10 protein-coding genes are annotated in these 12,761 nt (G+C 71.2%); 3 read left to right on the top strand and 7 right to left on the bottom strand.

Going from position 1 to position 12,761, the window contains the following annotated elements; genetic code table 11:
• Nucleotides 1–238 precede the first annotated feature (238 nt).
• The 6 genes from trxA to murJ all read right to left on the bottom strand — a co-directional run bounded on the left by trxA (nt 239) and on the right by murJ (nt 7,555).
• The gene (gene trxA, locus ACN28G_RS26055) at nt 239–562 is read right to left on the bottom strand and encodes a thioredoxin (RefSeq protein WP_091432453.1); all 324 of its coding nucleotides are present in this window, start codon (nt 560–562) and stop codon (nt 239–241) included.
• Nucleotides 563–595: 33 nt separating this feature from the next.
• Nucleotides 596–1,546 carry a thioredoxin-disulfide reductase gene (gene trxB / locus ACN28G_RS26050; RefSeq protein ID WP_091432451.1) on the bottom strand — a complete coding sequence of 317 codons (951 nt, stop codon included), beginning with the start codon at nt 1,544–1,546 and terminating at the stop codon, nt 596–598.
• A 197-nt stretch (nt 1,547–1,743) separates the two neighbouring features.
• Nucleotides 1,744–2,847, bottom strand: a complete 1,104-nt coding sequence (locus ACN28G_RS26045) for a hypothetical protein (protein WP_421480549.1) — start codon at nt 2,845–2,847, stop codon at nt 1,744–1,746.
• On the bottom strand, nt 2,844–3,707 hold the full coding sequence (gene sigM, locus ACN28G_RS26040; protein WP_421480548.1) for an RNA polymerase sigma factor SigM: 864 nt from the start codon (nt 3,705–3,707) through the stop codon (nt 2,844–2,846). Before sigM ends, ACN28G_RS26045 begins: the two co-directional genes overlap by 4 nt.
• 40 nt (nt 3,708–3,747) lie before the next feature.
• Nucleotides 3,748–5,361 carry a protein kinase family protein gene (locus ACN28G_RS26035; protein WP_091432445.1) on the bottom strand — a complete coding sequence of 538 codons (1,614 nt, stop codon included), beginning with the start codon at nt 5,359–5,361 and terminating at the stop codon, nt 3,748–3,750.
• 451 nt (nt 5,362–5,812) lie between these two features.
• Nucleotides 5,813–7,555 (bottom strand): murein biosynthesis integral membrane protein MurJ, encoded by a 1,743-nt coding sequence (gene murJ, locus ACN28G_RS26030; protein ID WP_091432442.1) that lies wholly within the window; start codon nt 7,553–7,555, stop codon nt 5,813–5,815.
• Between the two features lie 126 nt (nt 7,556–7,681).
• Between murJ and ACN28G_RS26025 the strand changes: the two genes are divergently transcribed.
• The 3 genes from ACN28G_RS26025 to ACN28G_RS26015 all read left to right on the top strand — a co-directional run bounded on the left by ACN28G_RS26025 (nt 7,682) and on the right by ACN28G_RS26015 (nt 12,272).
• A complete protein-coding gene (locus ACN28G_RS26025) occupies nt 7,682–9,142 on the top strand; it encodes a CCA tRNA nucleotidyltransferase (protein WP_091432439.1) in 1,461 nt (486 codons plus the stop codon).
• A 226-nt stretch (nt 9,143–9,368) separates the two neighbouring features.
• Nucleotides 9,369–11,396 carry a S8 family serine peptidase gene (locus ACN28G_RS26020; protein WP_421480547.1) on the top strand — a complete coding sequence of 676 codons (2,028 nt, stop codon included), beginning with the start codon at nt 9,369–9,371 and terminating at the stop codon, nt 11,394–11,396.
• Nucleotides 11,397–11,792: 396 nt separating this feature from the next.
• Entirely contained in the window at nt 11,793–12,272 is a 480-nt protein-coding gene (locus tag ACN28G_RS26015) for a methylated-DNA--[protein]-cysteine S-methyltransferase (RefSeq protein WP_091432435.1), read from the top strand.
• Nucleotides 12,273–12,417: 145 nt separating this feature from the next.
• Here ACN28G_RS26015 and ACN28G_RS26010 read toward each other — a convergent pair whose 3' ends face one another.
• The gene (locus tag ACN28G_RS26010) at nt 12,418–12,636 is read right to left on the bottom strand and encodes a DUF397 domain-containing protein (RefSeq protein WP_421480546.1); all 219 of its coding nucleotides are present in this window, start codon (nt 12,634–12,636) and stop codon (nt 12,418–12,420) included.
• Nucleotides 12,637–12,761 lie beyond the last annotated feature (125 nt).

Here is a 12,761-nt window from a genome sequence, read left to right as displayed (position 1 = left end):
CCCCTCTGTGCGGATGCTGACCAGCCTGACCGCTGCCGAACGACCGGTAGGTCGACGAAGGGCATGCCTCTTCACGGCTGCCTACGGAGCGTACCGTGGCTGTTGACCCTGCGCGGTCGGTTGCCGTGACCAGGCCCGGGCCCGCGCGGGCCGGCGGGAACGGCCCCGACGGGATCCGGGCCCGGACGCACCGAACCCCGTCACCCTCCCGGGGTGACGGGGTTCGTGGCAGGTGGGGTCAGAGCGCGGACTGGATCAGCCTGACCAGTTCGCCCTTGGGCTTGGCCCCGGCGATCGACTGGACCGGCTCGCCGCCCTTGAAGACGGTGAGGGTCGGCACCGACATCACCCGGTAGGCCCGTGCGGTCTCCGGGTTCTCGTCGATGTTGAGCTTGACGATGGTGACCTGGTCGGCCATCTCGCCCGCGATCTCCTCCAGCAGCGGCGAGACCTTCCGGCACGGCCCGCACCACTCGGCCCAGAAGTCCACAAGTACCGGCTTGTCGGACTTCAGCACGTCACTGGCGAAACTGGCGTCGGTGACCGCCTTGGTCGTTCCCACTATGACCCTCCTCCGGGAAGTGTTCGGTTTCTCTCAGCTCAGGGTGGCGATGAAGCGCTCGGCGTCGAGGGCGGCGGCGCAGCCCGTGCCGGCGGCGGTGATCGCCTGTCGGTAGGTGTGGTCGACCAGGTCACCGGCGGCGAAGACGCCTGGCACGTTGGTGCGGGTGCCGGGGGCGTCGACCTTCACGTACCCCTCGTCGTCGAGCTCCACCTGACCACGGAAGAGTTCGCTGCGCGGGTCGTGGCCGATGGCCACGAAGACCCCCGTCACGTCCAGCACCTTGCTCTCGCCGGTGTGCGCGTTGCGGATGCGGGCCCCGGTCACCTTGCCGTCGGCGCCGAGGATCTCCTCGACCACCGAGTTCCACTCCACCTTGATCTTCTCGTTGCTCAACGCCCGCTCGGCCATGATCTTGCTGGCCCGGAACGAGTCACGCCGGTGCACGATGGTGACCGACTCGGCGAACCGGGTCAGGAAGCTGGCCTCCTCCATCGCCGAGTCACCACCACCGACGACGATGATGTTCTGGTTGCGGAAGAAGAAGCCGTCACAGGTGGCACAGGACGACACGCCGTGGCCGAGGTACTCCTGCTCGCCCGGCACGCCGAGGGGCCGCCAGGCGGAACCGGTGGTGAGGATGACAGCGCGGGCCCGGTACGTGCTCTCGCCCACCCAGACCGTGCTGGCCGCGTCGGAGCCCGGGGTGCCGGTGTCGACCAGCTCGACCCGGGTCACGTCGTCGGTGAGGAACTCCGCACCGAACCGCTCGGCCTGCTTGCGCATGTTGTCCATCAGCTCGGGGCCGAGGATGCCGTCGGCGAAGCCGGGGAAGTTCTCCACCTCGGTGGTGGTCATCAGCGCGCCGCCGGACTGCGAGCCCTCGATGACCAGAGGATTGAGGTTGGCGCGGGCGGCGTAGACCGCCGCCGTGTAACCGGCTGGCCCGGAGCCGATGATGATGAGGTTTCGGACCTCTTCCACTGCCGTCTCCTGATGTGTGTTGTCGCCGTCCGTTCCGACCTGCCGCCGGGACGATGGCGATCCGGGTGCCGACGGGTTCAGCGGCGCCGGCGCTGACTTGCAGAACGTCATCGCACGAACCGGGAATTCCCGAACCGGTCAGCCGGTGGGTTCCGTCACGTGTGCGGTCACCGTCGCCCGCACCGATGACCGCGACCTCACCCTACCCGTGCCTGGTAGCGGGTGTCCGCGCCGGAGCCGTCGAGGCCGCAGCGCGGGCCGCTGGCCCAGGCCCACCGGGCACCCCGGGCGTCGACGAACTCCACGACCAGCGCCGGCTGCCGCTCGAAGGTGGCGTAGTCGAGCACCTGGACGACGATCGGCGAGCTGCCGTGTGCGCCGGCGATCCCGGCCAGGCAGGCGTCCAACGCCGGCCGGTCGGTGAGCCGGGCCAGGGCGGCCGGGACCTGCCGTCGCTGCTCTTCGGTGGCCCGGTCCGGGCCGTCCGTGCCGCGTGCGGGCCCGTCCGCGTGGGTGCCGAACTGCCGGGGTACGGCCGGGGCCAGGCCACCGGCCGCCAGCGTCTCGGCCGTGTGGTCGACACCGCTGCTCAACCCGGGTACGGCGGTGAGGGTGAAGGGCATCGCGGCCATCGGCCCGGCCGCCTCCGGGGCGGTCTCGCTCAGCGCCGTGTCCGCCGCCCGGTCGTCACCACCGGTGACCCACCCGTCGACACCGAGGCCGACGACCGCGAGCGACGCCGCGGCGACCGCGACCGGACCGGCGATCCGGGCCCACCGCCGCCGTCGTCGACCGGGCCCGGTCGAGCCGCCCGAGCTACCTGGGCCGCCCGGACCACTCAAGCCGCCGGAGCCGCCGGAGCCGCCGGAGCCGTCCGCCGACCGGGGAGCGGGCGGCTGCCGTCGCCGCTCACCCACCCCGGCGAGTGGCCCTGCGGCAGCGGCCGCACCGAGCGGCGGCTGGGCGGCGACGGGCTCCTCGACGGTGAGCGGTTCCTGGGCGGTGAGCGGCTCCTGAACGGTCGGTCGCGGCTCGGCGCTCAACGGCGGCTGGGCGACGAGCGCGGCGGTGATCCGGTCGGCTACCGCTGCCGGCAGCGCCGGGGTGGACGCACTCCAGTCGACCAGGTCGGCCCGGACCGCGGGCAGGGCGGCGGAGAGCCGCTGATACGTGGCACCCCAGGCCGGGTCCTCGGCGACCAGCCGGGCGACGACGGACTCGTCCGGGGTGCCGTCCAGCGCGCCGCCGAGGTAGTCGGCGAGCAGGTCGAGGTCGACCTCCCGGAACTCCCCGGCCGTCACGATTCCTCCCGCATGGGGTCGCGTCGGGAACGCCCCGACGCCGATCCGACGCCGTCCACGGCTCGACGGTTCCCTGGCGTGACCGGTGGCACGCCGACCGGACCAGTGGTGGCACCACTGCCCGAGGTGGGGCGGTCGCTGCCCGAGGTGGGGCGGCCGCTGTCTGCCGTCTCACGGGCGCTCTCCGCGGTCTGGCGGGCGCCGCCCGAGGTGGGTCGCAGGTGTCCGAGCCGTACCGCCAGCCGGGCCCGCCCCCGGGCACACCGGCTCTTGACCGTGCCCTCGGCCACGCCGAGGATCCGGGCCACCTCGGCGACCGGGTAGCCCTGCACGTCGACCAGGACGAGCGCGGCGCGTTGCTCCACCGGCAACTCGGCCAGCGCCTGGCGGACCACCAACGCGGTGTCGTGGTCCGGCGCGGGGGCGACCGGCTCGACGCCGCCGGTAACCCGGCCGTCCTCGTCCGGACGGAACCCGTCCGGCAGCGGCACCGTGGGATGGGCCTTGCGGCGCCGGATCCGGTCCAGGCAGGCGTTCACCACGATCCGGTGCAGCCAGGTCGTCACGGCCGAGTCGCCCCGGAACCCGGCCGCCGCGCGGTGGGCCGACAGCATCGCGTCCTGCAACGCGTCGGCGGCCTCCTCCCGGTCACCGGCGGTACGCACCGCCACCGCCCAGAGCCGGTCACGGTGCCGCTGGAACAGCTCGGTGAAGGCGTGCCGGTCGCCGGCGACGTGGGCGTGCAGCAGGTCGAGGTCGGAGACCTCCGGTACCGCCGGGGCCTGGACCGGTGGCGGGCCGGTGGTCACCGGGCCGGTGACGTTCGTCGCCGGCCCGGAGGTCCGCTCGCCGCCGGCCATCGTCACACCCGGGGTACGTCGGAGCCGCGTCCCGCCCCGGTCACGACCCCTGGACCGTGATCTCCTGGACGCCGACCTTGAAGCCGCCGTCGGTGGGCGGCAGCTCGGTGATCCAGAACAGCAGGTAGCGGTACTTGGCGTCGGCGTCGAAGCCGTTGAAGGTCATCGTGGTGCCGTCGTGGTCCTCGAACGGCTGCCCGATCGGGGCCTTGGCGTACTCCTTGATGATCCGGTCGTCGCCGGCGTTGGTCGACGGCGCGTCGATCGTGCCGGAGAGCAGTTGGGCGGAGACGCCGACGGCGGAGAGGTTGACCTGGACCGACTTGACGGTGCGCTCGGTGCCGAGGTCGATCCAGACACCCATGCCGCGCTTGTAGCCGCCGAAGTTCGGTGCCCCACGATAGGTCTGGGTGGCCCAGCCCTCGTCCTGGTCGCCGTCGTACGCCTTCTCGACGCCGTCGAGCCCGAGCCGGTCCCGGCTGTCCGGGTCGATGACCCGGGCGCCGGCGATGTCGAGCTTGCGGACCTGGGCCGCCGGCGGGGTGGTGTCCTCGGCCACCGGGGCGCTTGCCGAGGGCAGGGCCGCCGGGGTGTTCTCCGGGTCCTGCTGCTCGTCACCGCCCCAGACGCTGATGCCGACGAGGATCGCCACCAGGGCGACGGTGAGCACGCCGGCGATGCCGACGGCGACCTTGCGGCCACCGGCGGCGGCCAGCGGTGAGGGCTCCTCGCCGGTGTCGGCGGCGAAGCGCAGCGGCCCGGTCGGCTCCAGGAACTGCTCCTCGCCGGGGATGTCCAGACGGGCCAGTTCGGCGGCGAGCACGTCCGACGAGGGCGGCTCGATCGCCGGGTCGAGCAGGTCCATGGTCAGGTCGTCGAGGTACGCCGGCACGCCGGCCCGGACCTGCCGTGGCGCGGCGAGCGTGCCGCTGGCGTCGCGCACCGCGTCGCCGATGGCGGCCCGGCCGTGCCCGGCGGTGGCACCCCGCAGCGGAACCTCGGCGTGCGGCCAGTGGCCGGTCAGGGCGAAGTAGAGCACCCCGCCGATGGCCCGGATGTCGTTCTCCTGGCTGTCCCCGCCGTCGGTGCGCGCGTCCGCCAGCACCACCCGGCCGTCATCGCTGATCATGACGGTGCCGGGGTGCACGTTGCCGTGCACCATGCCGGTGGCGTGCACCGCGGCCATCGCACTGGCCACGGCGTTGCCGATGGCGGTGGCCCGCGCCGGGTCCAGCGGCCCGTGGGCCACCAGCTCCCGCAGCGACTGGCCGTCCACCCACTCGCGGACCACGTACGCCCGGTCGGCCTCGTCGATGGCGTCGTAGACGCCTACCAGGTTGGGGTGGATGACCCGGCTGGCGGCGACGGCGGCCTGCAGCATCTCGGTGGCCGAGTCGCCGCCGGGGTAGCGCAGCACGACCGCGACCGGCCGGCGCAGGATGACGTCGACCCCGCGCCAGACCAGCCGGCCCGCACTGTCGTTGTTGATGTGCTCGACCAGCTCGTACCGCTCGGCGAGAATCTCACCGGCTGTGGGAGCACCGAAGGTGGCGACCGGCGGTGCGCTCTCCGCCGTATCCTGACCCTCGCCGACCTGGGTCACCCGTCCTCCCTCGGTGATCGTGTCGATCGATGGACCCGCGCTGCTGGGCATGTGGCTTTCCGCTCTGCCTTCGATGGAACCGGCCGACCGGGTCGACGCGGAGCGCCGGGGTGTGCCGTATCCGTCGAGAGCGACCTTACCCGGGTTGGTCGGCCCTCCGACATGTCATCTTTCGGCCGTACCCGGCAGGGTGTCGGAAGCTGGGGATCTCGTCCGGTTACGGCCGATGTCAGCCGCGTTGCTGGCACATGTACCAACCAATCTAGAGGTTCCCGGCGGGGAGTCGACGCAGGGGCTGCCCCGGCGACGTCCTCCAGATTCCCACCGACGGTCCCCCCATGCTCAACCTTACGGTTAGTTATCCACAGGCTGAAAGGGTGGTTCACCCGCGAATCGCGGAGTTATCCACAGGCTCATCCCCAGGCTGGTGATCGTTGCTCACGTTCCGTACCGGAGGAAAGTTTCGCACCTGGGCGTGTCACCGCCGGCACCGACGGCGGACTCAGCGACCGAGCTTCCGGCGGACCATGCCGACCACCTCGGTGATCTCCCCGATCCGCAGCAGCATCGCCAGACCGAGGTACGTCCCGCCGATCACCGCGCCGCCGATCGCGAGCTGCGCCGCCGCCGCCAGCCAGCTCAGCTCCGCCCGGTCACCGGGGAGCAGGCTGACCACCAGCAGACCGACCAGGGCCGCGCCGACGGCGGCGACGACCACCTTGCCCATGGTTCGCATGATGTCGCCGAGCCCGATCCGGCCCACCCGGGGGCGCAGCAGCATCGCGGAGAGCACCGCCGCCGCCACGTACGACACCGCGTTGCCGAGCATCATGCCGGCCGCCGCGAAGGTGGCCGAGAAGGCCACGAAGAGCCCGACCTGCAGCAGCACCCGCAGCACCACCACCGGGATGTTCACCAGCGCCGGGGTCCGGGTGTCCGGCAGGGCGTAGAAGGCGAAGGTGAAGAGCTGGCTGATCGCGAAGGGGACCAGCCCGACCGCCGCCACCAGCAGCACGGTCGAGGTGGCCACCGCGTTGTCGCCGGTGAACGCGCCGTACCGGAAGACCACCACCGAGATCGGCGCGGCCAGCACCGCGTAACAGACCGCGATCGGGGCGAGCACCGCGGTGACCATCCGGGTACCCCGGGACAGGTCGGCGGTCAGGTCGTGGAAACGGCCGTCGGCGGCGGCGGCGCTCATCCGGGGCATCAACGCGGTGATGATCGACACGGCGATGATGCCGTGCGCCATCATCATCAGCAGGAAGACGTTGTTGTAGATCAGCAGACCGGCGCTGTCCTCGTCGGCGGCCCGGGTGAGCAGGTTGACCACCACGAAGAGGCCGAGCTGGTTGACCGCGACATAGCAGAACATCCACGCGCCGAGCTTGGCCAACTCGGCGAGGCCCAGCTGACGGAAGTCGAACCGGGCCTTCCACCGGAAGCCGACCTTGCGCAGCGCCGGCAACAGGCCCATCGCCTGCACCGCCACCCCGAACAGGGTGCCGCCGCCGACCAGCAGGATCTGCCCCCAGCCCAGGTCACCGGGGCTCTGCGCCTGCGCGCCGTAGACCACGATGTAGAGGCCGAAGACCCCGATGACCACCAGGTTGTTGAGGATCGGCGCCCACATCGGCGCGGCGAAGTGCCCCCGGGTGTTCAGCACCGCGGCGATCAGCGCGCTCAACCCGGTGAAGAACAACATCGGCAACATCAGGTACGACAGCTTGGTGACCAGGCCGGTGTAGTCCTGGTCCTTGCCGCCGGCGTACAGGCTGGTCAGCACCGGTGCCGCGAGGACCGCGATGAGGACCGCGCTGGCCAGGGCGAGCACCGCCAGGGTGAGCAGCCGCTGGGCGTACGCCTCGCCCCGGTCCGGGTCGGACTTGCTGCGCCGGACCAGCACCGGGATCAGCACGCTGGTCAGCACGCCGCCGAGGAGGAACTCGTACACCTGGTTGGGCAGGAAGATCGACGTGGTGTAGACGTTGCCCACCAGGTTGCCCAGCGCGGCGCCGATCATCAGGTTCCGGATGAAGCCGGTACCCCGGCTGACCAGGCTGCCCAGCGCCATCACCGCGCTGTTGGCGGCGGCGCTGGTCTCGGCGACCACCTCCGGCGGCGGCGCGGTCGCCTCCACCCCGGGCTGGTTCAACGGCTCGGCGGAGATGAAGGTCGCGCCGTCGTCCGGCGGCGGCCAGCCACCCTGCGCGGAGTTCGCGCTGCGGTAGAGCCCGCCGCTCATCTGTCGCCTCCCAGGTTCTCCACGGCCCGGGTCCCGGCCCGCACGCCCAAGACCTTAGTCAATCGGTAGCGGTTACCCGCGCCCGGCGGATATCCGCGGTCGGCCGCCCGATAGTCTGGCGATCCCATGTCCGAGGCCTCCGTACCCCCCGTCACCGACCGTCGCGATCTCACCGCCGCGCAGCGCAACGCCGTCGCCGAACTGCTCCGGGTCTCCCCGGTCGCCGACGAGCTGGGCCGCCGGTTCGCGCGGGCCGGTCATGAGCTGCACCTGGTGGGCGGTTCGGTCCGGGACGCGCTGCTCGGCCGGCTCGGCGACGACCTGGACTTCTGCACCGACGCGCACCCCGACCAGACGCTGCGGATCATCAAGGGCTGGGCCGAGGCGATCTGGGAGACCGGTCGGGAGTTCGGCACCATCGGGGCCCAGCGCGACGGGCTGCGACTGGAGATCACCACCTTCCGGGCCGAGGCGTACGACCAGGTCAGCCGGAACCCGGTGGTCGAGTACGGCACGAGCCTCGCCGACGACCTGCGGCGGCGGGACTTCACCGTCAACGCGATGGCGGTGAGCCTGCCCGAGCACCGGTTCACCGACCCGTACGGCGGGTTGGACGACCTGGCCGCCAAGCTCGTCCGTACCCCCGGAACGCCGCGGGAGTCCTTCGGCGACGACCCGCTGCGGATGCTGCGGGCGGCGCGGTTCGCCGCCCAGCTGCGCTTCGCGGTGCACCCCGACGTCCGGACGGCGATGACCCGGATGGCCGCCGACCTGGACCGGATCACCGCCGAGCGGATCCGCGACGAGTTCACCAAGCTGCTCTGCGGCGCGGACCCGATCACCGGGCTGCGGCTGCTTGTCGACACCGGCCTGGCCGAGCGTTTCCTGCCCGAGCTGACCGGGCTCAAGCTGGAGATCGACGAGCACGCCCAGCACAAGGACGTCTACGAGCACACCCTGACCGTGGTCGGCAACGCGATCTCGATGGAGTCCGACGGGCCCGACTTCGTGCTGCGGATGGCCGCGCTCATGCACGACGTGGGCAAGCCGGCGACCAAGGCGGTCGGCCCGGACGGCCGGGTCAGCTTCCACCACCACGAGGTGGTGGGGGCCCGGCTGACCAAGGCCCGGATGAAGGCGTTGCGCTACCCCAAGGACGTCACCAGCCAGGTGGTCAAGCTGGTCGGCCTGCACCTGCGCTTCTACGGGTACGGCCGGGGCGAGTGGACCGACTCGGCGGTGCGCCGGTACGTCACCGACGCCGGTGACCTGCTGACCCGGCTGCACAAGCTGACCCGCTCGGACTGCACCACCCGCAACCGGCGCAAGGCCGCCCAACTGGCCGGCGACTACGACGCGCTGGAGGAGCGGATCGCCCGGATCGCCGCCGAGGAGGACCTCGCCCGGGTCCGCCCCGACCTGGACGGCAACGACATCATGGCGCTGCTCGGCGTACCGCCGGGGCCGATGGTCGGACGGGCCTGGAAGCACCTGAAGGAACAGCGCCTGGAACACGGCCCGCTGGACCGCGACGCGGCCGAGGCGGAGCTGCTGCGCTGGGCCCGCGAGCAGGGCATCCTCGACTGACCGGTCCGGTGTGGACCGTCCTTCCCGGCGGTGTCGTGAATGTGACGACGAAACGCTGGCGTATCGACCGTTCGGCTGAGCCGAAATCCGTTGACCACCATCCATGATGGTGCAGGATCAACCCGGCCCCCTCGCGAGTCTTCGCCCGGCCGGGCCATTCGCTCCTCGGCGGCCAGGATGGACGCCGACGACCCAACGGGGAGTTCACACAGTGATACGTCGTGGCGTGATAGGCCGCTCTGCGGCGGCCGGGCTCGCCCTCGTCTGCGCTACCTCCGTCGCCTGCGCCGTCACCGGATCCGCCGCGCTGGCGGCCCCGGGCGACAGTCAGCGGGCACCCGTGCGCGGCACCGAACACCCGGGTGCCGTGCCGGACCGGTACATCGTCGTGCTCAAGGGCAAGGCGAGTGCCACCACGGTCCGCTCCACCGCCTCGGCCCTGACCAGGGCCAACGGCGGCAAGGTCCGCAAGGTCTACACCAAGGCCCTGAACGGCTACTCCGCCGCCATGACCCGGCGGCAGGCCCAGCAGGTCGCGGCCGACCCGGCCGTGGCCTACGTCGAGCAGGTCCAGCGGGCCACCGCCTCGGCCAGCCAGCCCAGCCCGCCCTCCTGGGGGCTGGACCGGATCGACCAGGTGACCCCGAAGCTGAACAACTCCTACTCCTACTCGGCCACCGGCAAGGGCGTCACCGCGTACGTCATCGACACCGGTATCGACGTCAAGCACGCCGACTTCGGTGGTCGGGCCGTCAACGGCTGGGACTTCGTCGACGACGACCCGATCGCCGAGGACTGCGACGGGCACGGCACCCACGTCGCCGGCACCGTCGGCGGCACGAAGTACGGGGTGGCCAAGGAGGTCGACCTGGTCGCCGTCCGGGTGCTGGACTGCTACGGCAGCGGCTCCAGCGAGCAGATCCTCGCTGCCGTCGACTGGGTGACCGCCAACGCGGCCAAGCCGGCCGTGGTCAACATGAGCCTCGGCTTCGGCGGCATCAACATGGCCGTCGACGACGCGGTCAACCGGTCCATCTCAAGTGGCCTGACCTACGCCGTCGCGGCCGGCAACAGCATGCAGAACGCCTGCGAGGTCTCCCCGGCGGCCGTTCCGGCGGCCATCACCGTGGGAGCCACCGACCGGATCGACTACCGGGCCTGGTTCTCCAACTACGGCAGCTGCCTGGACATCTTCGCCCCCGGGGCGAGCATCGTCTCGGCCAAGGCCGGCACCAGCAGCGGCAGCATCGCCTTCAACGGCACCTCGATGGCGTCGCCGCACGTGGCCGGGGCCGCGGCCCTGCTGCTGCAGGCGAACAAGGCCCTCACCCCGAAGCAGGTCCGGGACGCGATCGTCACCAACGGTTCGGCCGGCGCCGTGCACGACAGCTACGGTTCGATCGACCGGATGCTGCGGGTCGGCAAGAACTCGGTGGCCCGCAGCTCCTTCGGCCTGAAGGCCCGCTCCAACGGGGCCTACGTGACCGCGCAGAGCAAGGGCACCCAGCCCCTGCTGGCCAAGGCCGGCGTGCTCGGCGGCTGGGAGAAGTACGACATCGTCGACGCCGGCGGTGGGCTGGTGGGCCTGCGCGCCAAGGCCAACGGCAAGTTCGTCACCGCACAGAGCAAGGGCACCGGCCCGCTGCTGGCCAAGGCGTCGGCGATCGGCGGCTGGGAGAAGTTCCAGCTCGTCCACAACACCGACGGTACGGTCAGCCTCAAGGCCACGGTCAACGGCAAGTACGTGACCACGCCCAGTGCCGGCAAGTCCCCGCTGATCGCCAGCAAGACCAGCATCAGCACCTGGGAGAAGTTCGACCTCGACGCCCCGGCGCCGGTGGTCAGCATCAAGTCCCGGGCCAGCAACAAGTTCGTCACCACGCCCAGCGCCGGCAAGTCCCCGCTGATCCCCAGCAAGACCAGCGTGAGCACCTGGGAGAAGTTCGAGGTGGTCAACCTCGACGGCGGCTACTTCGCCCTGAAGGCCCTCTCCAACGGCAAGTACGTCACCGCGGAGAGCGCCGGCAGCAAGCCGCTGGTGGCCCGGAGCACCTCCATCGGTGACTGGCAGGTCTTCGACTTCCTGGACTACAACCCGGACGGCACCGTCTACGTGCGGGCCTACATCGATGTGCAGGCCGTCACCGCCGGCAGCGCCGGCACCAGCCAGCTCATCTCCAGCCGCAACATCAACTGGGAAAGCGAGACCCTGGGCCTCGGCAACGGCGAAAAGTTCTACTTCTCCGCCGCCTGATGTAAGGAAGGGTCCCTTGTTAACGCTTCCGGTATAGAAGGGGCCCCTTCTTACGCGGGGACAGGCCCGCCAGCGGGACTGAGTGGCTCAGCCCGGAAGTAGTCGATCTTTCCGGGACCGATGCGCGTGGCATTCGCGCCAACCGGGCCTTTGGGGAGATCTGTGGTTGCTATGGCAGCCACAGATCTCCCCATAACCGTTGGTGGCGGTGGTCGGGGAAGATGCTGGGGCGCGTCGGATCGTGCTCGACTTTTCGATCGGTGCGTTCTCGGTGACCGGCGTCGGCACGACGTTCTGCGACGCGCCGAGGTTGGCGAGGAGGTTCGTCAGGCCCCGTAAGGCCGCCGTGATGGGACTGCCTGCAGCTGTGCCGGCGGGACCGGGAACTATGGGCGCATGCGCTGGATCGTGGTCGACTCACCGATCGGTGAGTTCTCGGTGGCTACCGACTCCGGCGGGGTGTGCGGAGCGCACTTCGGCCGGGTGCCCTCGGCGGTGGAGGCCCCCGATGCCGAGCTGGATCGGCAGGCGGTCGGTGAGCTGCGGGCGTACTTCGCGGGAGAGCTGACCGAGTTCACCGTGCCGGTGGTGCTGCGCCGGGGCTCGGAGTTCGAGCGGGCGGTCTGGCGGGAGATGACCCTGATTCCGTACGGGGAGACGCTTACCTACGGCCAGGTGGCCAGGGCCCTCGGCGATCCAGGGGCCGCGCGGGCGGTCGGGGTCGCCTGCAACCGCAATCCGGTGCCGGTGATCGTCCCCTGCCACCGGATCGTCGGTGCGGGCGGGAAGCTGGTCGGCTTCGGTGGCGGCCTACCCCGCAAGGTGAAGCTCCTGGAACTCGAAGCCGGCGTCGCCCTCCGCCGCGCCTGGTCCTGACGGGTAAGAAAGGGCCCCCTGTTAACGCTTTCGGTATAGAAGGGCACCCTTCTCACGCCGGAAGGGCTTTCCCGCCCCGCCCCGCCCCGCCCCGCCCCGCCCCGCCCCGGCCCGGCCTGTTGCCTGGTGGATCGGCAACCGCTGGCTAGGCAGGTGGGGTAGGGAGGCTGCTGAGGAAGGTGGTCCAGTCGGCTGCGGGGAAGAGCAGGGTGGGGCCGGTGCGGTCCTTGCTGTCGCGTACGGCGAACCGGCCGCTGCCGTCGAGCACCGGCCCGGCTTCGACGCAGTTGGCGCTGCCGTTGCCGCTGCGGGTGCTGACGCCGAGCCATTGCGCGCGAAGCGTGAACGTATGTTCGTTCGGCACCATCTGTCTGCGTGTGGCTGTGGTTACCGAAGGTGATCAGTGGTCGAGGTAGGACGGACCGGGGTGGGTCGGCTTGGCGGCATTGCCCACCCCGGTCCGGCAACGAGCCGAACGGGAGACACATC

It is taken from the genome of Micromonospora sp. WMMA1923 (assembly GCF_049179195.1).
Classification (GTDB): domain Bacteria; phylum Actinomycetota; class Actinomycetes; order Mycobacteriales; family Micromonosporaceae; genus Micromonospora; species Micromonospora yangpuensis.
Note: the sequence above shows the minus strand (reverse complement) of the source record. Positions and strands in the feature narration are given on the sequence as shown.

Coding starts and splice junctions, on each gene's coding strand:
- sigM (WP_421480548.1), bottom strand. CDS start 3,707: ATGGCCGGCGGCGAGCGGACCTCCGGGCCGGCGACGAACGTCACCGGC.
- ACN28G_RS26035 (WP_091432445.1), bottom strand. CDS start 5,361: ATGCCCAGCAGCGCGGGTCCATCGATCGACACGATCACCGAGGGAGGA.
- murJ (WP_091432442.1), bottom strand. CDS start 7,555: ATGAGCGGCGGGCTCTACCGCAGCGCGAACTCCGCGCAGGGTGGCTGG.
- ACN28G_RS26025 (WP_091432439.1), top strand. CDS start 7,682: ATGTCCGAGGCCTCCGTACCCCCCGTCACCGACCGTCGCGATCTCACC.
- ACN28G_RS26015 (WP_091432435.1), top strand. CDS start 11,793: ATGCGCTGGATCGTGGTCGACTCACCGATCGGTGAGTTCTCGGTGGCT.